The organism is Paenibacillus sp. EZ-K15 (assembly GCF_002573715.1).
Lineage (GTDB): Bacteria > Bacillota > Bacilli > Paenibacillales > Paenibacillaceae > Paenibacillus_AQ.
In genome coordinates, this window is record NZ_PDHM01000012.1 from 755,499 (window position 1) to 778,876 (window position 23,378).

Below are 23,378 nucleotides of genomic sequence, written 5' to 3' on the forward strand. Positions count from 1 at the left end.
GAGATATCGTGGCCAAGAATCTGTATTATCTGCTGTATATTGCACTGTTTGTTGTGACTTGTTTATTTATCTTCAATGCATACTCATCACCGGATCAGGTACCTGCGCCTTCGATCTCTTTAACGGAGCATGAGCAGAAACGGCTATAATCCATATAAAGAAAAAACCTGTAAACGATTTGGAATCGTTTTACAGGTTTTTTAGTTTTCGTTCAACGAGTATGTAAATCAGGATAAAAACGATCACGGTCGCAATACCGGTGGTCATGAAATGGCCGGTAAGCCTGGCGATCAGCAGCAGGATGACCCCAAAGATCATTAGCAGCAGACTGACGTAGGCATTGGCAACTTTAAAGTTCCGTTCATTTTTGAGAGATGACGTAGTTTTATAAGCATAAATGCTCTTGGAGCTTTTAGGCGGAAGCAAAAAGAGGACCAAACCATACAAAATAAATACGATGCCAATGGCTAAACTTTCGAGCATCCCTATACACTCCTAACGGAAAGATAACGCCGGATGCACCCCGAAAACGTTGAATCATGGTGCATCCGGCTGTTCAAGCCCTATATCTGCAAATATAAATATACTTTACTTGGATCCGGCTGCATTCAAGAGCAGACGACGGTAGGAGTATTCGAATATAAACTCAAAAGCCTCCAGATGTTTCTTGGCTTCGAAAGCATTTTTGCCCCAGGCATAGATGCCGTGGTTACGCAGCAATATGCCGGGTACCGCCGGATCAAGCGCATCCGGAACGAGTTCCGCTATCCGCGGAATGTCTGCATAGTTCGGCAGGATCGGAATGCGAATCGCCGCGTCCTCATCCCAAATGTTAAAGGCCTTGATCAGCTCGATTCCTTGGGCAGGGACATAACCATGTTCACCATACCAGTCGCTGATCAGATTGTTATCGATGGTATGCACATGGAAAATGGCGCCGCAGCCGGTTTTGCGATAAATTTCGCAGTGAATCAAAGTTTCCGCACTAGGCTTTAAGCCGGTTGCTTCACAAGGTACGCCGTTCTGATCCACAAAAAGATAATCTTCGGGCGTATGTACCGACTTGTCTTTACCACTGGCTGTCACCGCAAAATAAAACTGCTCTGGGTTGAACTCGCCAACACGGACAGATAGATTACCGCTGGTACCCGGGAACCAGTTTCTAGAAGCAAACAGTTCCTTAATTCCTCTAAGATCCTGCAGGGCAGCCTGTTTCTGTTCGAGCTGGATATCTGAAAATGCCACTTACAGCACCTCCTGTTTAAACTTGTCTCTCATGTCGTTCTGAATATCGGTAAATGTCTCGAAGGGTACATGATGAACGCCAAGCTTCTTGCACTGCTCGGTGAGCGAGGAACGGGAATAGACCAGATCCGCCTGTTTGGCGCCTTCGAAGTCGGTAAGGCTGTCCCCAATCAGAATCCGGTAATACTGATCGGTCGGAAAACGGTCCATCACTGTAACCTTGCACATGCCGCAGTCGTTCTGGCAGGATTCCTTGCAAGGATGAGGCCAAGTTATCTCGATGTGATCACCTTCGAAATTGGAGCCGTTGCAGAAGATATGGTCTGCAGGAATGCCAAAGGGCTTCAACAGAGGATCGACAAAAAAATCGATGCCGCCGCTTGTAACGTAAAATTCAATCTGTTCGGATTTTAAATAATCCAGGAATGCACTGAAGCCTTCCCGAATCCCTGCATGGCTTAGAACATAATCGGTAATTTCTTCTCTCATGGAGGAAGGGAAGAGGGCGAACATGCGGCCTACGCCTTCCCGAACAGAAATAGTGCGGTCAAGTGTATCCTGCATGATTGACTCAAAGCCTTCCGGCTTGAAGTGCTTCATGATGGCGACAATATTATCGTTGTTCGTGATGGTTCCGTCGAAATCGCAAAAAATGATCGGCTGTTTCTCTCCAGATGTCATACTTCTCCTCCCCAGATGTCCAGTGCGGCTTTCAACTCTTCGTGTTCTTCGGCAAAGTGAGCGAGCGGCACGGATTTCATCGTTGCCTCAATCGCTTGTACAAAGGCTTTCCCGCCCGCTTCGGTTCCCATCGGATGACCGTGGATTCCGCCGCCTGCGTTAACGACCACATCGGTGCCGAAGTCCCGGATGATGCGCGGAACGAGTCCCGGATGAATTCCTGCGGATGGTACCGGCATGCTTCGTTTCACGCCAAGTTTAGCGCTATGCAGCTCGTCGCGTATGGCGAGATTCTCTTCTCTCGGCATCGTTACAGATCCGTAAGGAGAAGGGAAGAGCACCAGATCCGCGCCGGCGATCCGCATCAGCTGGCCGAGCAGCACCGGAGCCGTTATTCCATAGTATGGAGAAGGATAAATGGCGCCGGCAAGTGCAGGGTGAGCCGCGATAGGCACGGTGATATCCGGATCGCTGCTTAGCTCGTGCAAAACGTCATACCCATAGGACAGCACATTAAAGAGCAGGGCGTTAGCGCCAGCATCAATCGCGCGCAGCGCTTGCTCACGCAGCTGTGACGTCCGGCCGGTTAGATTGGCTGCATAGAGCAGCTTTTTGCCTGTTTGTTGTTCAACGTCAGCAGCAGCCTGGATGCACATGCTTACCCGTTTTTCAATCGGGGTGAGGTCGTTCTCGAACAGGATTTCATCATCTTTGATGAGATCCACGCCACCAAGCGCCTGACGGATAAATTGGGCTCTAAGCTCGTCCGCATTCAGTCCGATCACCGATTTGAAGATGCTCATGAGCAGCGGACGGTCATGGACGCCAAGGAGATCGCGAATACCGTCGATGCCATACTTCGGTCCGGGAAACGCACTCAGGAAGTCGGGAGACAAGTCCAGGGATGTCAGTTTGATGCGTCCGTCCATGGAAATTTTGCCGAATACCGTCACCAGTAGGGCAGGAATATCCCGGCTGAAATTAATGTCCGGATAAGCAATGCTGACATCCGCATAACGACTGCCTGGCTCCCAGCCCTCGTGAACCTGAATGTCAACCACTTCGCCAAGATGCTTCTGCATCGCTTCACGTTTGGCTTGCGGCAGCTCGGTCCAGCTGCCAACCGTCATGCCAACGGCGATGGAAGTTGCTTTCTTACGAAAATCCGCCTGGTCGTCATAGATTCGGTACGTTGCGATACAGCGGCTCATGAGATCTGCTCCTTCAGCATCGCGCCCATTTCTTTGGAGCGCTCAGCGCAGCGGTTTACGGCGGCAATGACGGTTTCGAAGAAATCGCCTTTGTCGAGCGTTTCGAGGGCCGCTTGCGTTGAACCGTTCGGCGATGTGATTTTCGCGCGAAGCGATGAAGGCTGTTCTCCGGTCTGCTGCACCATTCGGGCCGCGCCCAGAATGGTTTGGAGCGTCAGCTCGCGACTTTGTTCCTGCGTCAGTCCGCCGCGGATCCCCGCGGCAGTCATGGCTTCCATCATGTAATAGAAGTAAGCCGGGCCACTGCCGGATATACCGGTCAGGATATCCATCTTCTCTTCTTCAATGACGGTTACATTACCAACAGCTTCGAACAAAGTCATGACCAGTTGGCGCTGTTCTTCGCTGATTTCCTTCGAGAACGCGATTCCTGTGGAACCAAGTCCGATAGAGGCAGATGTATTCGGCATCGTGCGTGCAATGGGTTGATGGGTTCCAAGCAGCGTCTGTGTCGTATAAATCGATAGTCCAGCAATCACGGAGATGATCAATTGATCGCTTGAGAGCTTCGGTCCCAGTTCTTTCAGCACTTTAGCAGCATCCTTCGGTTTCATGGCAAGCACGATCACCGGCGAAGTTTTCAAAATTTCGATTTTAGCGGCATCGTCGTTGTTGATCTGGACGCCGTACCGCTCACTCAGTTCCTGAAGGCGCTGAACATTGCTTCGGTTGAGCATCGTAATATTCTCCGGAAGCACGACAGAACGGCTCACTAATCCTCGTACGATCGCTTCGGCCATCGAGCCGGCGCCGTAGAAGGTAATTGCTTTATCTATTAAAGGTCGGTTCTGCGGGGATTGGCACATCGTTATTTCCTCCTTCATGGCTTTAGATGAATGATTTATTCGCGTATTTGACCACTACCGATAATAACATATTTGGAGGAAGTAAGCGCGGGTAACCCCATAGGTCCCCGGGCATGCAGCTTCTGGGTACTGATCCCGATTTCGGCGCCGAAGCCAAATTCAAAGCCATCGGTGAAGCGGGTCGAAGCGTTATGATAGACAGCGGCTGCGTCTACTTCCTGCAAGAAGCGCTGCGCATGATCCTTATTCTCCGTAACGATACATTCCGAATGCTTGGTGCCATAAATCGAAATATGCTCAATGGCCTCATCCAGGTGATCCACAATTTTAAGGTTCAAAATATAGTCGTTATACTCGGTAGCGTAATCATCAGACGTAGCTTTTGCAGCCCATGGAACGTAATCCAGGGTACGCTGGCATCCGCGCAACTCGACATTACGCTCACGGAATGCTTCGGCCAGCGCAGTCAAATGCGATTTGGCATAATCAGCATGGACGAGCAGGGTTTCCATGGAATTGCAGACCGAAGGGCGCTGCACCTTGGCATTGATACTGATGGCGGCCGCCATGTCCGGGGCTGCCGATGCATCCAGATAGGTATGGCATATTCCGGCTCCGGTTTCGATGACTGGTACCGTGGCATTCATCACAACGTTCTGGATCAGCGAGCTGCCACCGCGCGGGATGATGACATCCAGCAGTCCGTTGAGCTTCAGCATTTCATCCACGGAGGAACGGTTCGGATCCTCGATAAGCTGTAGCGCATCTTTAGGCAGTGCGGTGCGTTCCATTGCTTCGTGAAGCACCTCGATGATTTTGCGGTTGGAGGAGAGGGCGGATGAACCACCGCGCAGCACGACTGCATTGCCCGTCTTCAAGCATAGCCCGGCTGCATCAACGGTCACGTTGGGACGTGCTTCATAAATGATGCCAATCACACCAAGGGGAACGCGTTTCTTGACGATGTTCAGACCGTTCGGGCGGTCGATCGTTTCCAGGGTGTCGCCGATCGGGTCCGGCAGCTTAACGATTTGGCGCAATCCTTCGGCAATGTCCTCGATTCGAGCTTCATTCAGTGCCAACCGGTCCAGCAGGGAGGCAGAGGTGCCGAGCTCTTTCCCGCGGCGAAGATCCTCCGCGTTCGCTTCCATGATATCTGCTGTCCGCTGGATCAGGGCGTCTGCCATGATCAGCAAAGCCTGGTTTTTCTCCTCCGTGCTCAGTCTGCCAAGACGAAATGCTGCCTGTTTGGCAAGTTGGGCTTTGTTGCGTACCTCACTCATGATAATTCCTCCTTATTTTAGTTATCAGTAAATACCTAATTGGTTTATGGCAATCCGGTTATTTTAACGTGATCCATTCGTCGCGGTGAATGACCTCAAGCCGATGGATTTCCCCGATGATGCCGATCACTTCACTGCTTGGCATTCCGAGCACGGCCTGCAGCTGGTCCTCATCGTAATTGACGATCCCTCTGCCGAGCGTTTCGTTGTTCATATTAACGACTTCTACCACGTCCCCTGCATGGAAGCTGCCTTCGATCCGTTTAATGCCAACTGGAAGGAGGCTGTGACCTCCATGAATCAGCGCCTTCTCGGCGCCCGGATCAACAACGATCCGGCCTAACGGCGAGGACATAAAGCCGAGCCATTGCTTTTTCATCGGCAGGGAGGATAGGTGGGTGGCAAAATAAGTTCCTTTGCCTGCATGCTTAAACGCCTTGAGCAAATCCCCGGTCTCGTTGGCTTTGCCGATGAAGACGGGGACACCGCCGCGGGTGGCGATTTTGGCAGCATCGATTTTTGATCGCATGCCGCCTGTACCTACGCTGGAGCCAGCGCCTCCTGCCATGCTGTAAATCTCATCGGTAATTTCATCAATTTCCTCATATTTTGTTGCATCCGGCGACTTGCGTGGATCAGCCGTGTACAAACCGTCCGTATCGGTCAGGATGATTAATTGCTGGGCGCGGACCAAGTTCGCTACCAGCGCGGATAACGTATCGTTATCACCAAATTTCAGTTCGTCAATCGAAACGGTATCATTCTCATTAATAATCGGAATAACGCCTTGCTTCAGAAGCTCCGTAATCGTCATGTTGGCATTATTCATGCGTTTGCGGTTCGCGAAGTCCGTTCTCGTTAACAGAATTTGCGCGGCCTTCAATTGATGGGAGGCCAGCGCATTCTGGTATGCACGCATCAGCAGCGCTTGGCCAAGGGCTGCTGATGCTTGCTTCTCATGCAGTAGCTTGGGTCTACTCTCGTAGCCGATCTCCCGAAAACCTGCTGCGACGGCGCCGGATGTCACGAGCAGAACCTCATGACCGGCCTTGCGGAGCGCGGCAAGCTCTCCGGCAAAGAAGGCGACGGAATCAAGATTAAGTCCGCCTTCATCTGTCGTCAGGGAGCTGCTGCCGATTTTTACGACGATGCGTGATAGCATCGTGATCACTTCCTTGTATTTATGATTAGTTGGTATAGCTGTAACGAATCCATTTCCTGAAAACAAAAAAACTTTCGTCCTGTATGAAAAAGGACGAAAGTTTAACTTCCGCGGTACCACCTTTGTTGATGAGCGCAGCTCATCCGGCTTTAACCCTGTAACAGAAGGCACTGTCCTGGCAAGCCAGGCCGCTCGGGGGTAGGATTCGGAAAGGGGGTCACGGCAAATTCTTTCAGCCCATGGAATTCGCTCTCTGGTCATCGTGCCCTATGCTTTCGTACTGGTCCCGTCTTTGCGTTTTTGAAAACTGCATTCAATTGTTACTGCAAGAATAGCACATCGTTTTTGTTTTTTCAAAAGGAATTAGGTTAACCGAACAGGTTCAGCTTGCCGATTCGGGAGGCGGCTTCCCGCATTCGATCTTCGCTGCTTAACAGGCCGACGCGGACATATCCTTCGCCGTGATCGCCAAAGCCGACACCAGGCGCAACCGCCACCTTGGCCTCCTCAAGCAGTAGGTCGGCAAAGGATACCGATGTAAAGCCCTTCGGTACGGGCAGCCAGCTAAAGAAGGAGCCTGCCGGTTTTTGGGCTTCCCAGCCGATTTCAGACAGGGCGCCATAGAATGCGTCTCTTCTCGATTGGTAGCGTGCCACCAGCTCCTCAACGCAGCTTTGCGGAGATGAGAGAGCTGTGGCCGCTGCAGCCTGAATGCCGCCGAACAGGCTGACGTAGATGTGGTCCTGCAGCATATTGATCAGCGAGATGATTTTTTTGTTCCCCAGGGCAAAGCCAACACGCCATCCGGCCATATTATAGGTTTTGGATAGGGTGTAGAATTCTACGCCAACTTCTTTGGCGCCTTCTGCCTGCAAAAAGCTGACTGGACGATCATCATCAAACCCAATCGCTCCATAAGCAAAATCACTGGCTACCACGATCCCGTGTTCGGCGGCGAATGCCACCGTATCCTCGTAGAAGGACAGGGGAGCGACGGCGGATGTCGGATTGTTCGGGTAATTCAAGAACATCAGCTTCGCTTTTTCTCTGTCTGCAGGTGTGATCGCACCATAGTCGGGAAGAAACCGGTTAGCAGCGGTTAACGGCATGAATTTCATTTGGGCACGGGCCAATGCAACACCTGACCAGTAATCCGGATAACCGGGGTCTGGGACAAGACATACATCGCCCGGGTTCAGAAGCACTTGCGGCAGCTGTACGAGCCCTGTTTTTCCTCCAAACAGAATCGCTACCTCTGTCTCCGGATCGAGATCAACGTTGTAGTCTTCCTTATATCGATGCGCAATGGCTTCTTTAAGGAAGGAAAAGCCGGTAAAAGGCGAATATTTGTGAAACTGCGGATTGTCGGCCGCTTCCTGCAAGCTGGATATGATATGAGGCGGTGTGGGCTGATCGGGATTTCCCTGCCCCAGATTAATTACATCATGTCCCTGCGCCACTTGGCGGTTTACCTTGGAGACCAAGGTCGCGAAAAATTGCGTGGGCAGCTGGGACATGATCTCGGCCGGCTCTATTTGGAATTCGTTTAATTTATTGTTCATTGCAGTTTCATCACTCCGTTATCTAATTACACTCAAATGCAGCTGATATTGAAAACAATTAGGATTAATTTAACACGATTTATCAGGGGTGTATAGAGGGAAATGGAGCTTGGGTGTTGCAGCAGCAGGCTTGAGGAGGCTATGATGATGACATAAGGAGAATGGATGAACCCTGTAAAAACGCCCGTTCGTTGATATATTGATCACAGCGGCGCTGATGCTGGATTCAACCCAATAACAGGAGGCTGCAGGATGACTGGAGAAGCAAAGGCTCAATTGAATATCGCACTTATCCAAGCTGATATTGAAATAGGAAACGTGAATGCCAATATGAATAAAATGCTCGGCATGATGGAGCAGGCCGCAGCGGCTGATATGAAGCCGGACGTCATGGTACTGCCGGAAATGTGGAATACGGGGTATGCGCTGGACCGGATTCAAGAGCTTGCCGATCCCATGGGGCAGGAAACCTCGCGGATGCTGAGTGAATTTGCGCGAAAACACCGCATCCAAGTCGTGGGCGGATCTGTAGCCGAACGAATCGAAGATCGGATTTATAACAGCATGTATGTATTTAACCGGAGCGGGGAGCAGATCGCAAAATATTCCAAAATTCACCTGTTCCGCCTGATGGATGAAGAGAAGCATTTGCAAGCCGGACAGCATACCGTAACCTTTGAGCTGGAACAATTGAAAGCGGGCGCGTCGATCTGTTACGATATACGGTTCCCAGAACTGTCCCGCACCCTTGCACTCAGCGGCGTTCAAGTGCTGTTTGTGCCTGCGGAGTGGCCGCATCCACGGCTGCATCATTGGAGAACGCTGCTCATGGCCAGAGCGATCGAGAACCAAATGTATGTCGTTGCGTGTAATCGTGTAGGAACCAGCGGAGAAACGGACTTTTTCGGTCACTCCATGATCATCGATCCGTGGGGTGAGGTCATTGCCGAAGGGGATGAGCAGGAAATGATCCTGACAGGTACGCTGGATTGCCGTCTTACGGATGAAGTCAGAGGACGTATTCCGGTTTTTGAAGACCGTCGTCCGAATTTGTATTTCCAATAAAGTGTTTATGGTTAAACTCCTCTAAAAAATGAAGTTTCATCTGGGCAGAGGCGGGTATACTATGGGTAATCCGTCTGAGAGGAGGCTTTGAATGATGGCAGATAACAACCAATTCGACAGCCAAAACCATGAGCAGGAAAAAGAACAGAAACAACAGTTCCGCAGCTTTGTTGAGAATGTTGCCGGAGGCGGCAATGGGAAGAATGAATCGATTCAGGATCAGTCCCGAACTGCCGATGAACAGAACCGATTGATTGATCAGCATAATTTGCGCAAATAAACCTCCGTCTATGATGAAATGGGTAACCGTTTTACTTTCAGGAGAAAAAGAGGCATAGCCACTGTCATTCGACGATGGTTATGCCTCTTTATTCGTATATGGGCTGCATTCATTTGCGTTTATTGATCTTGAACGCTTTCCACAACCAGCTTGTCCATAACCTGCTTGAACGTATCGATGAACGCATCCGCCGCTTTGGACAAGTATCGGCCGTTGCGGTAAGCCACAACCAGCGTACGGCTCGGAACCGGATCAGCCAGCGGCAAGTAGACCGGAATAAACTCGCTGCGTTTCGCACGGGCGATAAAACGAGGCACCAGCGTTATGCCCATTCCGGTTGCGACCAGAGATTGGAGCGTCTCGATGTTGTTGCTCTCGAATACAACGTTCGGTTCAAAGCCGGCCTCCCGACATATATCAAAGGTAAGCTTCCGGAAGCCCTGTCCTTTTTTGAGGACAACAAATGCTTCGTTCCGGATTTCGTCGATCGTAATGGGCCGAACGGGATCAGAGGCTGCACGCAGCGCAAGCGGATGCTGCGGAGGAACGGCCAAATCGATCATTTCCTCACCGATCGGAATCCAGGACAGCGAAGGCTCGGATAGCGGCAGCGCAAGGAGGCTAAGATCGGCCTTGCCGCTGGCCGTCAGCTTCTCCAGGTTCATAGAGGAGTCTTCCAGCAAGGTGATCTCAATATCCGGATATCCCTTTTTAAAGGCAGGCAAAACCCGTGGCAGCAGGTGAGAACCTGTAATCGGCATGCTGCCGACTACGACTTTACCCTTACGAAGCTGGGAGATGTCCGACATCTCCTGTTTCAACTGCTCAACGGCGTCCATAATCTTCTGGGCATGCTCGACAAAGCTGGCTCCGGCATGGGTAAGCTCAACATTGCTCGTATTGCGCTGGAACAGCAGCACGCCGAGCTCTTTCTCCAGCTTGGAGAGCTGCTGGCTCAAGGAAGGCTGGGCGATATGAAGCTTCTCCGCGGCACGCGAAAAATTTTTATCCGCCGCGATTTGCAGCGTATATTGCAGTTGTCTCAGTTCCATTTAGCATCACTCCGTTATAGCTGAATCCTATTACATCTATAGATATTATATCTTGGAACAATGAAGAAGGAAATGATATATTACTATCAACGTAAAGATGATGCGTTGTAGATCTTCCTTAAAAGAAGATAACAAGCAATTATCTTCTCATGGACGTAAAGAACAATGGGGTGATGATGATGAGTAAGAAGACAATGTTCGAGAAAATTTGGGATAACCACGTTATTCATCAAGAAGAAGGCAAACCGGGTATTTTGTACATCGACTTGCATTTGGTTCACGAGGTAACTTCCCCGCAAGCATTTGAAGGTTTGCGTCTTAGCGGCCGTAAAGTACGCCGTCCTGAACTGACCTTCGCAACGATGGATCACAACGTGCCAACGAAAGACCGTTTTAACATTACGGATCCGATTTCGAAGCAGCAAATTGATACCCTGACCAAGAACTGTCAGGATTTTGGCGTTACCCTGTATGATCTCGATACGATTGATCAAGGGGTTGTGCACGTAATGGGGCCGGAACTTGGTTTAACGCATCCAGGCAAAACGATTGTGTGCGGCGACAGCCATACATCCACTCACGGTGCATTCGGCGCGCTTGCGTTCGGTATCGGTACGAGCGAGGTTGAGCATGTGCTGGCAACCCAATGTTTGCAGCAGGCCAAAGCTAAGACCATGGAAGTGCGTTTTGTCGGTCGCCGCAATCCGGGCGTAACGGCTAAGGACATGATCCTTGGCGTGATCGCGAAATACGGTACTGATTTTGCAACAGGTTATGTTATTGAGTATACGGGTGAAGCGATCCGCGAACTGTCGATGGAAGAGCGCATGACTGTATGTAACATGTCCATCGAAGGCGGAGCTAGAGCGGGCATGATCGCTCCGGATGAAACGACGTTTGAATACTTGCGCGGACGCCAACATGTTCCGCAAGGTGAAGCTTTTGATGCTGCAGTAGCAGCTTGGAAAAACCTTGTCACAGACGAAGGCGCCGAATTCGACGTAGTGGTCGAGTTCGATGTAGAATCTCTGATCCCACAAGTGACCTGGGGAACGAGTCCGGGAATGGGTACTGGCATTTCCTCAACGGTTCCTAACCCTGCGGATTTCAAGACCGAGAATGAGCGCAAGGCAGCGGAGAAAGCTCTGGAGTATATGGCGCTCGTGCCAGGGACTCCAATATCCGAGATTCCGATCGATTATGTCTTTATCGGTTCTTGCACGAATGGACGCATTGAAGATTTGCGTGCAGCAGCAGCTGTAGCGAAGGGACATAAAGTGTCCAGCAATGTAACAGCCATCGTTGTTCCAGGGTCGGGCCGCGTGAAGATCCAGGCTGAACAAGAAGGGCTCGACAAAATTTTTGTTGAAGCGGGTTTCGAATGGCGTGAAGCAGGCTGCAGTATGTGTCTCGCGATGAATCCGGATGTACTGAAGCCGGGACAGCGCTGCGCATCCACGTCCAATCGTAACTTCGAAGGACGCCAAGGCCGGGGCGGCAGAACGCATCTCGTATCGCCGGCAATGGCAGCGGCAGCTGCGGTTAAAGGGCGCTTCGTGGATGTACGTGACTGGAACTTTGTAGCCGAAGAAGTTGTGAGCTAAGAAGGACGGAGGAGAAGTTTATGCAAGCATTTACGAAATTACACGGTATAGTCGCACCTGTGGACCGGGTGAATGTAGATACGGACGCCATTATTCCGAAACAGTTTTTGAAGCGGATTGAACGTACAGGATTTGGACAGTTTCTGTTTTACGAATGGCGGTTTGATGAAGAGGGAGGCAATATCGACACCTTCTCGCTGAATCAGCCTCGCTACCAAGGCTCAACCATCCTGATTTCCCGTGCCAACTTTGGCTGCGGTTCTTCCCGTGAGCATGCCCCTTGGGCGATTCTCGACTACGGATTCCGCGTGGTCATCGCTCCATCGTTTGCTGATATTTTCTACAATAACTGCTTTAAGAACGGGATTCTTCCGATCAAACTGTCGGAGGAGCAAGTGGAGGAACTGTTCCAGCGCACAGAAGCTAAAGAAGGTTATAAGCTGAACGTCGATCTGGAGAGCAAAACGATTACAGATGATCAAGGACTCCATATTGACTTTGATCTCGACGAGCACCGCCGTCAATTCCTGCTTCAAGGACTGGATGACATCGGATTGACACTGCAGCATGAAAGTGCAATCGATGCTTACGAGAAGAAACATGGGGAGCGTCTGTTCGCTTAATCTCGTAATTACACGGCAAAAGGTTACAAGATTATTAAACTTCCATTTCCTGTGTAGGAAATGGAAGTTTTTTTTGGTATTATGGAATTAATATGCAGCGATAGCCAAGAGGAACCATTGTTTTATGTCAGTATTTGTCCGGCGGCGTGTTGTCGGGAATGTGCTGATTTACATATTTTTAGTTTTTTGCTAGATTTGCTTTTCAAATTTAATCATGGGATGATCGAGGTGGATTCATGAAGAAGTTAGGGTTTGTAATGATGTTGATAGTCTTCTTGCTGGCGTTTCCGAAAAGTGGCGAAGCCAGTTCTTCAAATGCAAGCATTTTTCTTGACGGAGAACCATTGAATTTGTCTTCGGGCGTTCAGGTAGCCAACATGAAAGGCAACGTGATGATTCCGATCCGCGTGGTATCCGAGAATCTCGGGTTCAAGGTAGGTTGGGAGAAGGCCAGTCAAACGGTAACGGTCGAGAACAGTGAGAAGGCTGTTCGTATGGTGGTCGGCAGCCAACAGGCTGAGATGAACGGTGCCCAGGTTGAACTGAACTTGGCCCCTGTCTTAAATGGGCAGAACACGCTTGTGCCGCTCCGGTTTGTGAGTGAGCAGATGGGGCTTGATGTGAAATGGGACAACCAAACAAAGGCTGTGTTTCTCTCCAGCTCCATTCCACCGGTTTCTGAAGGAGAGGTTGATCCTGCTGACGGAAACCATTCGGGCAGTGAAACGCCCCCGCCCGTCGAATCAGGGAACCCGGCTGTAATGACAGGGCTTAGCTTTAGCGACAACCGGTTGATGATTGCTACAGATGGTACGGTTACGCCGAAAGTATCCAGCATAACGGGACCGGACCGGATTGTTATCGATCTTCCAAATACCGTCTTCTCTTCTTCGTTCTTGGATGGACATGCAGCCAATGCACAAAGCGGCGGCGCGATGGTAATCACGGATTATCCTGACGTTATGAATGTACGATATGCCATGTTCAGTGACAATCCATCAACCGTGCGTATCGTTATCGACCTGACAGGTCCTAAAAATTATGGAGTAACCCAAGAAGCGGGGCTCATTATTGTTGATCTGAACGCCGAGGGAGAAATCCTCGTACCACCCGTTCCCCCGGTAACAGGCAACGGCAAAAAGACGGTTGTTATTGACGCCGGTCACGGTGGAATCAAGCCTGGATCGATCAGTATTTCGGGAAAGAAGGAGAAATCATTTAATTTGGATGTTTCTCTGAAGGTTGAAGCGCTTCTTAAAAACGAGAAGAATATCAATGTTGTGATGACTCGCAGTGATGATTCACACCTTGAACTTAGTGATCGCGTCAAGATCGCAAATAACCTGAAGGCGGATATATTCGTGTCTATTCACGGAAACAGCAGCACGACCAGCAGTCCGAACGGTACGGAAACGTATTATACGAGAGATTCAAGCAAATCCTTGGCGAATGTGATACACAAACATCTTGCGAGTGCAACGGGTCTTAAGGATCGGGGAGTTAAATATAGCAGCCTTCATGTTACGAGAGAAACAACGATGCCGGCTGTCCTGCTCGAGATTGGCTTTTTGAGCAACCAGGGTGACGAAGCCCAGTTGTTTAAAGACGATTTCCAAAATCGTGTTGCACAAGGTATTGTAGCGGGTATTAAAGAATATCTTCAAGTACAATAATGTGTACAAGATTTGATGAACTTAGAGGGGGACGAAAGTCATGAACAAAAAATATTGGATGACAGGATTGCTGGCGCTCCTGCTTGCATTTAGTGCCGGCTGTGGACAGAAGCCGACTGCAGCCCCTGCCGAGACAAATCCGGAGACCGCAACAGGAGAGGTACAAACACCTCAGGATAATCCGGGAGAAACGGCGGCTGATGATCATAAGGAAGATGACGCAACATCAGTAAATGCAGGCGAGGGAGCCAGCACACCGCCGCAGAATACAACCGGTCAAAGTACTGGAACGCCTGTGGATACAAAGGATGTGAATGCCACGGAGGATCAAGCGAAGAAGGCCAATATTAAACTCTATTATACGGACCCCGAAATCATGGATCTGAAAGAGGCTAGCAAAGAGATCACATACTCGGGCGAAGAGGATAAATATAAGAAAGCCTTTGAAGGACTTCAAACGAGCAGTGATGCCGCACTCAGTCCACTATGGTCGGATAAGATTACGCTGAAGTCTCTCAAGTTTGATAAAGGAGCTTTGACGCTGGATATCACCAAACCAGCCGAAGCCAACCTCGGAGCTGGAGGGGAAATGTTTGCGATAGATGCCTTACAGAAAACCTTCTTCCAGTTCGATGAGGTGCAGTCTCTGGAATTGCTAGTAGACGGTAATCAGATCGAAAGCTTAATGGGACATGTTGAGCTAGAGCATCCAATGACTCGGAAATAGTCATAAAGAACTCTTTATGAAATTCATACGAAGGACTAAACACCTATTTCGGTTTCTGAAATAGGTGTTTTTTTGGTAAAAAGGGAACATTTTCGCAACTTTCATTGTGACTTTGCGTCTATAGGTTGTCAGGTAATGTCGGACAGGCCGAGTGCAGGAACGCCAATCTATGGCAAAATAATAGGATGGTAGGGGTGAAGGATGAAGAAGTTCGGTTTTTTAATGTTTCTGGTTGTCATCATGATTGCGTTTCCTAAAATGGCGGATGCGAGTTCGTACAGCGCAAAGATTTACCTGGATGGCCAACAAATCAATCTGTCATCTGGCGTGAAGGTCGAGAACAATAACGGTACAGTCATGGTTCCGATCCGTGTCATTTCCGAGAATCTGGGATTTGACGTGTACTGGAGCAAGGCAACCAAGACGGTAACTGTACAAGACGGCTCGCAGACAGTAACGATGGTGATTGGAAGTCAGCAAGCTGACATCAACGGTCAACGTATACAAATGACCAAAGCACCCGTTCTTCGCGAAGGAACAACACTGGTTCCCCTCCGTTTTGTAAGTGAGCAGATGGGTCTTCAAGTAAGATGGGATAACGCGCAGAAGGCAGTCTATCTGACCTCGTCTTCTGACGGGAGTAACCCTGGTGAAGAACCCGGCGTAACTACGTCGACCGTGGACGGTATCAGTTTCAGCGAAAACAGGCTGATGGTCGCCGTTACGGGCTCTGCGAAGCCGAATGTATCAAAGCTTAGCAATCCGGACCGTATCGTCATCGATATGGTGAACACGAATTTCTCGGATACGTTCAGCAGTAACGCCAGCTTTGATGACGTGATGAAGACCGGTCAGATGGACGTAACGGGATACCCGGATGTCAAATCCGTACGTTACTCCTTGTACAACAGCAATCCGATGACCGTGCGCATTGTCATTGATCTCAACTACGCCAAGAATTACACCGTTTCAGGCCTTGAGAACGGATCGGGCCTGTTCATTGTGGATTTGAATACGGGCTCTAACCCGGTACCTGGTACAGGTGGTAAGAAACTCGTGGTCATTGATGCGGGTCATGGAGATCACGACCCGGGAGCAATCGGGGTAACGAAGAAGAGGGAGAAGGATTTCAATCTCGCAATGGCGCTGAAAGTTGAGAAACTGTTGGCCAAAGAACAAAATATCGAAGTCGTTTTAACTCGCAGTAACGATACTTTCCTCGAGCTGAAGGAACGCGCAAAAATTGCGAATGATCTGAAGGCTGATGTTTTCATATCGATACATGCTAATAGTGGCCCTTCCACTGCAAGCGGAACCGAAACGTATTACTACCATGAATCTGACAAGGCGCTGGCGAATGCACTCCATAAAGAGATCGTCAAGGCCATGGGATTAAAGGATCGCGGAGTGAGGTATGGTAATTTCCATGTTATTCGTGAGACGAAAATGCCTGGTGCCTTGCTCGAAGTCGGATTCGTGAGCAACAAGACCGATGAGAGCAAGCTATTTGATCCGGCAACGCAGGATCGCGTGGCAGAGGCCATTGTCAGAGGCATCAAAAATTATTTGAAGGTTGATTAACGATACGACAGGGATCGTGATTGCAGGAGGTGGCTACTTTTGAATAAAAAAATATGGTCGGCTGGCCTACTGGCAGCCGTAATGCTGATTGGTGCCGGTTGTGGACAGAAACCCGGAGCAGCTCCGGACAATACGCCTGGGCAAGTAACGCCTGCACCTGATGATCAGACAGGACAGAGTAATAATGGAACGTCGAATGGATCAGGTGGATCGTCTACGGGCAGCGGCAGCGAAGTGACAACGCCGGAAGCGAAAACAGAGAGCATCAAAGCCTATTACACGGATCCTGATATGATGGAGCTGGTAGAAGGTACGGCAGAAATTTCGTATAAGGAAGATCAAGAAAAATACGAAGCGGCTTATCAAGCATTGCAGAAGAGTGGTAATGCCGAAATGATTCCTCTGTGGGAAAAAATCGGGCTGAAATCCCTGAAGTTTGAAAACGGGGCGTTGACACTCGATGTGACGGTCCCGGATGAAGCCAACCTGGGTGCAGGCGGGGAGTCGTTTGCTGTCGATGCGATCAAAAAAACTTTTTTCCAGTTTGACGAAGTACAATCACTTCAAATTCTGGTGGATGGTCAGCAGACCGAATCGTTAATGGGTCATGTCGATTTGGAAAATCCAATGACTCGGTAATGATGGTTGAAGGAGATCACGATCTGCTGTCGAATATTAGTATATGATGAAGCAGTAGTTATTGAGAGGGGAAAGAAAATGGTACTTAGACACAGCAAACATGTTCATTCCAAAAAAGTGGTCTCCGCCGTCATGGCCGGACTTATAGCATTCGGAGGCGGGGCTTCGATCGTCTCGGCAGATGAAGAAACGGCAAATGCGACAACGGCAAATGCCGGCCAAACGGCCATTAACGGATTCAGTGACGTTAATGCCGGATATTGGGGAGAGAAGTATATTTATCAATTAGCAGCACAGGGGATCGTGACCGGAAATAACGGGAAGTTTCGTCCGAACGATCCAGTAACACAACAGGAAGCTGTAACCATGGCGATCCGTTTCTTAAGCAAGCAGGATCAATTAAGCAGCGGCGCTGCGACATTACCGACAAATATTAAAGTGAACGATTATTTTACGAAGTATGTTGAACTGGCTTTTCAGCAAAACCTGCTCGACAAGCAAAAAGAATCCGGATATACGGATGAGAAAGTCATTTGGGGCGCGCAGAAAGCATCCCGGGAATGGATAACCGAAGTGCTTGTCCGTTCCATTGGACGTACCGCGGAAGCCAATGCAGCCAATAATAAAGCGACAGGCTTTGCGGATAACGCCAAAATATCCCCGGATCGTCTGGGTTATGTGAATGTAGCGGTTGAGCTTGGACTTGCGAAAGGCGTGAACGGCAACAAGTTCGATCCGCAAGGGGCCGTTACCCGTGCCCAGCTTGCAACGTTCCTTAGCCGGGCTCAAGCCTACATTACTACAAATTACGAGAACCAATACAAAGGCTCCATCGCTGCGATCGAGAACGGTAAGTTGGAGCTGTACGCCGATGGCAAGCTGAATTCATTCAAGCTGGATAATTCCACAGCGTATTTCACCTCCGATTCGGAGAAGAGATTGCAATTCTCGGAGATCAATCCTTACACTCAAGCGGTAGTTGTCGTGAATAACGGAACGGCTGCTTACGTGGAAATTACGGATCCAACCCAGCAAGTGGAGCGGTTTGACCGCACGTATGCACGCTTGTCGCCGGACAACCTCATTTGGCTGGATACAGGCAGCACCTTTGAAGAGCTGAGTTACGACCCAAGTACACTGTTCCTGGATCAGAACGGTACTAAGATCGATCCAAAGACGCTTGCAGCTGGCAGTCTGCTTACGATTGAACGTGAAACATACAGCCCGCAGAAGAAAATCGTGTCAATCCGCGTAAAGAGCGGCTTGGTTAACAAGACGGGAGCAGGCATCGTTCAGAACGTGGATACGGCCAACAAAAGAGTAACCCTTAAGGATAGCACCGGTTATGAGGATACGTACACATGGGATGATGCAACCGTTATTCGCTATCAGAATCAAATTTTGGCTCCGGCGGAGCTCAAGAATGGCTACACCGTGAACTTTTCGGTAAGAAACAGCGTTATTCAATCGTTGGAAGTCACGCAAAGCGTCGATCGTACCGTGCAGGCGACTCTGTACTCTGTTGAAGAAAACGGAAAGACGATCACTTACAAGCGCAGTGGAAGTACACAGCTCGAAACGAAGTATTTGGCAGAGAAGCCGGAAATCATCATGGGTGGCGTGGCAAAACCAGTTCTGTCCGATTTGCTCGCTGACGCGGTATCCGGGGATCAAGTGACACTGACCATTAACGGTGAAGAAAAGATTTCGAAAATCGAAGTAACGGGTCGTCAAATTGAGCAGTTGGATGCCGCTACCGTCGTAAACTACGATGCCAAGACGAGGTGGTTGACTGTTAAGGATGCGAACAACCTGCCTCGTGTGATTGTTTTGGATGACAAGACAAAGCTGGAATCAAGCTACGGAACGACGCTGGATCGAGTGGAACCTTTGCTTGTCTCAGGACGCAAAGTAAGTGTCTCTCTGATCGGTACCCGCGTACTTTCATTGGAAGTGGTATATAAAGTTGAAGGTAAAATCAGCAACATTAACACATCCAAGAGAGTAATTTCGATTGTGACCGCTAGCGGAAAAGTGGAGGAAATCTCATACTACAATAGTCCGGTTGTGGAAATCTTCGGCAGATCAGGCGTAACCCTGGCGGATTTACGGATTGGTGACGAAGTGTCAGCCCAGCTGTCGAACAATCAGGATTACTTGCAGAGCTTAAAACTCAAAACTTCCGCACAATTCGAGGTGGTATCTACGGAACCAACGAGGAATCGGATTCGAGTGAAAGCGAACGGTTCTACAAGCGATATATATACCGAAAAAACCATATTTACCGGTGAAAGCGGACAAGCAATTCTGCTCAATGACTTGCGTCCGGGAGCACTCGTTAATATAACGTTCCAAGGCTTAACGCCTGTCGCGGTTTCCGAAGTTAAATTGACGCTTGGCGAAGTGACAAGCGCAGATGTTTCCGGAAATGCACTGACCGTGAAGGATTATACAGGCAACAGTCAGACGTTAGGCGTGAGCGGTGGGGTCAAAGTCGTTAAGAATGGTTCGACGGCTTCAAATTTAAGCACATTGACCGCAGGAGATCGCGTTGAGATTCGAAAAGATATTCAGGGTGTAACGATTGTGCAGGTTCTGGAGAAGGTTGAACGTGCATTCTGGCAGGCAAGCAATACGGAAATTCAAGTGAAGCGCAAATCGATTAACGATAATTTCCGGTATGCATTATCCGATAAAGTATTTGTTCATCAAGGTGACACTACTTTGTCCGTGCAATCCCTTAAGGAAAATGATAATATTGTACTGTACTTAAACAACGGTGTCGTTGTTGAGATCGTAAAACAGTAAATTATCGACCTGGGATTGCTCGAGAAACACCGTCTTGATGCGGGGATTTCCGCATCAAGATTTTTTTTTGCGGGAGGGAAACATATGAATGCGGCAACGGTACGGCATATTTTGGACACGATGGAGAGCATGTTTCCGGATGCACATTGCGAGCTGAATCACAGCAATGCGTTTGAGCTGACCATCGCCGTGCTGCTGTCCGCTCAGTGCACGGATGAAACGGTTAATAAGGTGACAAAGGATCTGTTTCAGAAATACAAAACGCCTTTGGATTATGTATCGGTACCGATCGAGGAACTTGAGCAGGATATCAGACGGATCGGATTATACCGGAATAAGGCAAAACATATTCAGAATTTGTGCAGGATTCTGATCGAACAGTATGGCGGTGAGGTGCCGGAGGCACATGATGAGCTGGTTAAATTACCTGGGGTTGGACGAAAGACAGCCAATGTCGTCGTTTCCAATGCTTTTGGTGTGCCTGCCATCGCGGTTGACACGCATGTGGAGCGAGTTTCCAAGCGACTTGGACTGGCCGCCTGGAAAGATTCCGTGTTGGAAGTGGAGAAAAAACTGATGAAGCGGGTACCGCGTGAAGAATGGACGCTGACCCATCATCGGATTATTTTTTTCGGACGGTATCACTGTAAGGCTCAAAATCCGCAATGCCCGGTATGTCCATTGTTGGATGTTTGCCGTGAAGGAAAGAAACGTATGAAAACCTTAGCAGTCAGGAAGAATAAGGAACAAATGTAAAACCAGCAAGAAATAGACAAAAAAGAGGTTCATCTGATTCATCGGGAATACGGCACTTTAATGAATAGCTAGCGAAATGGACATAATTGTAAGCAAGCGCAAAGCTTGCCTTTGTCTCCGGATTTCTATCTTTAGCCGCATGGGAGAATGGAGATCTGGAAACAACAGTATCAAAGGTCGGTTTTTCGCGAGGTGAAAGAGGACGGTATCCTGGATCGGCATGAGCTAAATTTAAAAGAGGATGGGATTACACATGAAATGCATCTCTGTTTACACCGACAATTTTGAATTGTTCTCAGATATTTTTGAACATGTGGTGGAGAGCCAAAGCCAACTGAGTGAGAATGAAGAGCAAGAAGTCGAAGGCGTGACGTTCAGTCATTCCGGGGATGCTCCCGAGCATTATTTGGAGCGTATGTCACAGAAGCCCGAAGTCGTGGTCATGCGCGATAAATCACGCGGGTTAACGATTCTGCAGCACGGAAATGTCTTCGAAATTTTGATTCCGGCAGAAGAAAACACCGTTGTATCTTAAGTTCTTCAAATTTGATGTTTTAAAAAATGAGATAAACCTGGTGCTTACAGGGTAATCGAGTGTGAACTCTCACCTCATTCCTTCTGTATGTGTCGGTTTATGAAGCTTTGGATTAATGGCAGGCAAGGAAGATCACTTCCTTGACCTGCCATTTTGCATAGATAAGGACTGTCATATCAAGAGAGGCGCCCGAAAATGAAATGCAATGATTCCTTTACGGCGCAAGCGGTGATAAAATAAAATGATGTGAATAGATGGTGTCAGAAATTGAGAGATCAATGGACAGGAGCGAGAAATACATTGAAGTTGATGGCTGAGCATGAAATCGGATACAGTGTGACGGAACTAACCAGAGTTCGAGATCGTTTCTTGGAGTGGAATGACGAATCTTCCTCCGCTTTGACTGAGGATTTAATACGCAAGGGTACAGGCGGCGAGCTGACGCTGGCTTTCTGCGGGCATTTTTCCGCTGGGAAGTCGAGCATGATTAATGCGCTTTGCGGCAAAAAGGTGCTGCCTTCGGGTCCGATACCGACGAGTGCGAATGTGGTTACGATCCGAAGCGGTGAGCCAGGGGCGTTGATTCACCGATCTGCTGGGGAGCCTGGCGAGCCCTTATCGGTAACGATTGACGAGCTTGCCGAATACTGCAAGGAGGGCCGGGAGTATTCCGCGATTGAAGTGTGGGATGATGTGCCGCTGCTTGGCGAAGATGGCGTTTTGATGGATACCCCCGGGGTCGATTCAACGGATGATGGGCACCGGCTTGCCACGCATTCCGCCCTGCATATGGCTGACATCGTTTTTTACGTCATGGATTACAATCATGTGCAGTCGGAGAGTAATCTGATGTTTGCCAAGAGCTTGTCGGATTGGGGGAAACCGCTGTACCTGATCGTCAATCAGATTGACAAGCATCGTGATGATGAATTAACGTTGTCTTCTTATCTAAACGACGTGAAGAAGGCGTTCGCCCAGTGGAAGATCACATATAAAGGGTTGCTATGCACTTCGCTTAAAGTTCAGGACCATCCCTATAACCAATGGGAAACGCTGAAGGCTCTGATCGGTGAGTTGATATCCCATAAGGAGCCATTGCTCCGCTACAGCGTATCTTGCTCTATTCGACATGCTGCTGATCAGCATGTGGAAGCCTATACCCGCAGCCATCAGGAAGAGAAGGAGCGGCTGCTGGAGGAAATGGGCGGCGAGGAGGCAGCTGCGGCGATGAAAGCACGGCTGCAGGAGCTGGAGGAGCAAAAAAGATCCGCCCAGCTGCTGCCGGAATCCGTTCGGACGGAACTCCGCAAAGAAGCGGATGCCCTTCTGGCAAATGCCAATTTGACGCCGGCGGATGTTCGGGATTTAAGTCTCTCCTTTCTGGAAAGCCGCAAGAGTGGTTTTAAAGTCGGATTTCTGTTCACAGGCGGCAAGACGGAGGAGGAGCGTCGGCGTCGTCTGGAGGCGTTCCATCATCGATTGGAGGAACAGACCGCATCGCAGATCGACTGGCATCTGCGTTCGCTGTTCCGTAAAAGCGTGGAGCAGCATACGGAGTGGAATACCGAATGGGAGAGCTTGATGGACGCTGAACTTCCCGGTGTGCGGGAGGATATGATTACGCGGACCGTGAATCCGGAAGCGACGGTGTCCGGCGAATATGTATTGAACTATAACCGGGAGCTGGCCGAGGAAATCAAGGGCAGCTACCGCCGGGCCGTGTTGGTGCTTGCCGACCGGCTGAAAGCGGTATTGACGGACGCTGCGACTGTCCGTCTGCAGGAACTGGAGCGCCAGGGCGCCGAGCTCCTGGCGCAATCAGCGGCTTCCGCCAGCTACGCAGCCCTACAGCAGGCGGAAGCCGCCCGCGCGGCCGAGCTGGCGCAGCTGCTCCCGCCGCGCACCTCCCTCACCCCCGGCCTCCTGCCGGAGGTGAGGGAGCCGGAAGGGCAGCCCGCGCAAGCGGCTGCCCAGGGCGGCGCCCCGGCGGCGCAGCCGGGGCACGGGCGCACGGCGCCCCGCCCC

Annotated in this window: 22 protein-coding genes; 13 read left to right on the plus strand and 9 right to left on the minus strand. The window is 49.8% G+C overall.

Annotated elements, in window-relative coordinates; genetic code table 11:
- Window positions 1–8 precede the first annotated feature (8 nt).
- On the plus strand, window positions 9–149 hold the full coding sequence (locus tag CRG97_RS33250) for a hypothetical protein (RefSeq protein WP_202618898.1): 141 nt from the start codon (window positions 9–11) through the stop codon (window positions 147–149).
- Between the two features lie 40 nt (window positions 150–189).
- On the opposite strand, the gene CRG97_RS11640 is transcribed toward CRG97_RS33250, so the two are convergent.
- The 8 genes from CRG97_RS11640 to CRG97_RS11675 form a co-directional block, all read right to left on the minus strand.
- Entirely contained in the window at window positions 190–483 is a 294-nt protein-coding gene (locus CRG97_RS11640) for an SdpI family protein (RefSeq protein ID WP_098743061.1), read from the minus strand.
- A 105-nt stretch (window positions 484–588) separates the two neighbouring features.
- A complete protein-coding gene (mtnB, locus tag CRG97_RS11645) occupies window positions 589–1,245 on the minus strand; it encodes a methylthioribulose 1-phosphate dehydratase (protein WP_098743062.1) in 657 nt (218 codons plus the stop codon).
- Complete coding sequence (locus tag CRG97_RS11650) at window positions 1,246–1,926, minus strand: 2-hydroxy-3-keto-5-methylthiopentenyl-1-phosphate phosphatase (RefSeq protein ID WP_098743063.1); 681 nt, start codon at window positions 1,924–1,926, stop codon at window positions 1,246–1,248.
- A complete protein-coding gene (locus CRG97_RS11655) occupies window positions 1,923–3,137 on the minus strand; it encodes a 2,3-diketo-5-methylthiopentyl-1-phosphate enolase (protein ID WP_098743064.1) in 1,215 nt (404 codons plus the stop codon). The genes CRG97_RS11650 and CRG97_RS11655 overlap by 4 nt, the downstream gene beginning before the upstream one ends.
- Window positions 3,134–4,003 (minus strand): pyrroline-5-carboxylate reductase, encoded by an 870-nt coding sequence (gene proC / locus CRG97_RS11660; RefSeq protein WP_098743065.1) that lies wholly within the window; start codon window positions 4,001–4,003, stop codon window positions 3,134–3,136. The genes CRG97_RS11655 and proC overlap by 4 nt, the downstream gene beginning before the upstream one ends.
- A 35-nt stretch (window positions 4,004–4,038) precedes the next feature.
- The gene (locus CRG97_RS11665; protein ID WP_098743066.1) at window positions 4,039–5,286 is read right to left on the minus strand and encodes a glutamate-5-semialdehyde dehydrogenase; all 1,248 of its coding nucleotides are present in this window, start codon (window positions 5,284–5,286) and stop codon (window positions 4,039–4,041) included.
- A 58-nt stretch (window positions 5,287–5,344) separates the two neighbouring features.
- Window positions 5,345–6,448: a glutamate 5-kinase gene (gene proB / locus CRG97_RS11670; protein WP_237566356.1), complete on the minus strand. Its 1,104-nt coding sequence runs from the start codon at window positions 6,446–6,448 to the stop codon at window positions 5,345–5,347.
- A 368-nt stretch (window positions 6,449–6,816) separates the two neighbouring features.
- Window positions 6,817–8,010, minus strand: a complete 1,194-nt coding sequence (locus CRG97_RS11675) for a pyridoxal phosphate-dependent aminotransferase (RefSeq protein WP_098743067.1) — start codon at window positions 8,008–8,010, stop codon at window positions 6,817–6,819.
- Window positions 8,011–8,262: 252 nt separating this feature from the next.
- Between CRG97_RS11675 and CRG97_RS11680 the strand changes: the two genes are divergently transcribed.
- Complete coding sequence (locus tag CRG97_RS11680; protein WP_098743068.1) at window positions 8,263–9,075, plus strand: carbon-nitrogen family hydrolase; 813 nt, start codon at window positions 8,263–8,265, stop codon at window positions 9,073–9,075.
- Window positions 9,076–9,166: 91 nt separating this feature from the next.
- A complete protein-coding gene (locus CRG97_RS11685; protein ID WP_237566357.1) occupies window positions 9,167–9,355 on the plus strand; it encodes a hypothetical protein in 189 nt (62 codons plus the stop codon).
- A gap of 119 nt (window positions 9,356–9,474) precedes the next feature.
- Here CRG97_RS11685 and CRG97_RS11690 read toward each other — a convergent pair whose 3' ends face one another.
- Entirely contained in the window at window positions 9,475–10,407 is a 933-nt protein-coding gene (locus CRG97_RS11690; protein ID WP_098743069.1) for a LysR family transcriptional regulator, read from the minus strand.
- 179 nt (window positions 10,408–10,586) lie between these two features.
- Between CRG97_RS11690 and leuC the strand changes: the two genes are divergently transcribed.
- The 10 genes from leuC to CRG97_RS11740 form a co-directional block, all read left to right on the plus strand.
- Window positions 10,587–12,011 carry a 3-isopropylmalate dehydratase large subunit gene (leuC, locus tag CRG97_RS11695; RefSeq protein ID WP_076321329.1) on the plus strand — a complete coding sequence of 475 codons (1,425 nt, stop codon included), beginning with the start codon at window positions 10,587–10,589 and terminating at the stop codon, window positions 12,009–12,011.
- Window positions 12,012–12,031: 20 nt separating this feature from the next.
- Complete coding sequence (leuD, locus tag CRG97_RS11700) at window positions 12,032–12,634, plus strand: 3-isopropylmalate dehydratase small subunit (protein WP_098743071.1); 603 nt, start codon at window positions 12,032–12,034, stop codon at window positions 12,632–12,634.
- A 236-nt stretch (window positions 12,635–12,870) separates the two neighbouring features.
- Window positions 12,871–14,307: an N-acetylmuramoyl-L-alanine amidase family protein gene (locus tag CRG97_RS11705; protein WP_098743072.1), complete on the plus strand. Its 1,437-nt coding sequence runs from the start codon at window positions 12,871–12,873 to the stop codon at window positions 14,305–14,307.
- A gap of 40 nt (window positions 14,308–14,347) precedes the next feature.
- Window positions 14,348–15,034, plus strand: a complete 687-nt coding sequence (locus tag CRG97_RS11710) for a GerMN domain-containing protein (RefSeq protein WP_098743073.1) — start codon at window positions 14,348–14,350, stop codon at window positions 15,032–15,034.
- Window positions 15,035–15,235: 201 nt separating this feature from the next.
- Window positions 15,236–16,615: an N-acetylmuramoyl-L-alanine amidase family protein gene (locus CRG97_RS11715; protein ID WP_098743074.1), complete on the plus strand. Its 1,380-nt coding sequence runs from the start codon at window positions 15,236–15,238 to the stop codon at window positions 16,613–16,615.
- A gap of 39 nt (window positions 16,616–16,654) precedes the next feature.
- The gene (locus CRG97_RS11720) at window positions 16,655–17,254 is read left to right on the plus strand and encodes a GerMN domain-containing protein (protein ID WP_098743075.1); all 600 of its coding nucleotides are present in this window, start codon (window positions 16,655–16,657) and stop codon (window positions 17,252–17,254) included.
- Between the two features lie 78 nt (window positions 17,255–17,332).
- Window positions 17,333–20,062 carry an S-layer homology domain-containing protein gene (locus CRG97_RS11725; RefSeq protein ID WP_098743076.1) on the plus strand — a complete coding sequence of 910 codons (2,730 nt, stop codon included), beginning with the start codon at window positions 17,333–17,335 and terminating at the stop codon, window positions 20,060–20,062.
- An 84-nt stretch (window positions 20,063–20,146) separates the two neighbouring features.
- Window positions 20,147–20,818: an endonuclease III gene (nth, locus tag CRG97_RS11730; RefSeq protein WP_098743077.1), complete on the plus strand. Its 672-nt coding sequence runs from the start codon at window positions 20,147–20,149 to the stop codon at window positions 20,816–20,818.
- A gap of 253 nt (window positions 20,819–21,071) precedes the next feature.
- The gene (locus CRG97_RS11735; protein WP_006209564.1) at window positions 21,072–21,353 is read left to right on the plus strand and encodes a hypothetical protein; all 282 of its coding nucleotides are present in this window, start codon (window positions 21,072–21,074) and stop codon (window positions 21,351–21,353) included.
- Between the two features lie 309 nt (window positions 21,354–21,662).
- Window positions 21,663–23,378 (plus strand): dynamin family protein (locus CRG97_RS11740; protein WP_202618909.1); only part of this gene is annotated, 1,716 nt, incomplete at its 3' end.

Bases quoted from the DNA above. Each gene is read 5' to 3' on its own strand.
- CRG97_RS11690 (WP_098743069.1), bottom strand. From the start codon at position 10,407: ATGGAACTGAGACAACTGCAATATACGCTGCAAATCGCGGCGGATAAA.
- CRG97_RS11685 (WP_237566357.1), top strand. From the start codon at position 9,167: ATGATGGCAGATAACAACCAATTCGACAGCCAAAACCATGAGCAGGAA.
- CRG97_RS11705 (WP_098743072.1), top strand. From the start codon at position 12,871: ATGAAGAAGTTAGGGTTTGTAATGATGTTGATAGTCTTCTTGCTGGCG.
- CRG97_RS11665 (WP_098743066.1), bottom strand. From the start codon at position 5,286: ATGAGTGAGGTACGCAACAAAGCCCAACTTGCCAAACAGGCAGCATTT.
- CRG97_RS11675 (WP_098743067.1), bottom strand. From the start codon at position 8,010: ATGAACAATAAATTAAACGAATTCCAAATAGAGCCGGCCGAGATCATG.
- leuD (WP_098743071.1), top strand. From the start codon at position 12,032: ATGCAAGCATTTACGAAATTACACGGTATAGTCGCACCTGTGGACCGG.
- proB (WP_237566356.1), bottom strand. From the start codon at position 6,448: ATGCTATCACGCATCGTCGTAAAAATCGGCAGCAGCTCCCTGACGACA.
- proC (WP_098743065.1), bottom strand. From the start codon at position 4,003: ATGTGCCAATCCCCGCAGAACCGACCTTTAATAGATAAAGCAATTACC.
- CRG97_RS11655 (WP_098743064.1), bottom strand. From the start codon at position 3,137: ATGAGCCGCTGTATCGCAACGTACCGAATCTATGACGACCAGGCGGAT.
- CRG97_RS11715 (WP_098743074.1), top strand. From the start codon at position 15,236: ATGAAGAAGTTCGGTTTTTTAATGTTTCTGGTTGTCATCATGATTGCG.
- CRG97_RS11735 (WP_006209564.1), top strand. From the start codon at position 21,072: ATGAAATGCATCTCTGTTTACACCGACAATTTTGAATTGTTCTCAGAT.
- CRG97_RS11650 (WP_098743063.1), bottom strand. From the start codon at position 1,926: ATGACATCTGGAGAGAAACAGCCGATCATTTTTTGCGATTTCGACGGA.
- CRG97_RS11710 (WP_098743073.1), top strand. From the start codon at position 14,348: ATGAACAAAAAATATTGGATGACAGGATTGCTGGCGCTCCTGCTTGCA.
- leuC (WP_076321329.1), top strand. From the start codon at position 10,587: ATGAGTAAGAAGACAATGTTCGAGAAAATTTGGGATAACCACGTTATT.
- nth (WP_098743077.1), top strand. From the start codon at position 20,147: ATGAATGCGGCAACGGTACGGCATATTTTGGACACGATGGAGAGCATG.
- CRG97_RS11640 (WP_098743061.1), bottom strand. From the start codon at position 483: ATGCTCGAAAGTTTAGCCATTGGCATCGTATTTATTTTGTATGGTTTG.
- CRG97_RS11725 (WP_098743076.1), top strand. From the start codon at position 17,333: ATGGTACTTAGACACAGCAAACATGTTCATTCCAAAAAAGTGGTCTCC.
- CRG97_RS11680 (WP_098743068.1), top strand. From the start codon at position 8,263: ATGACTGGAGAAGCAAAGGCTCAATTGAATATCGCACTTATCCAAGCT.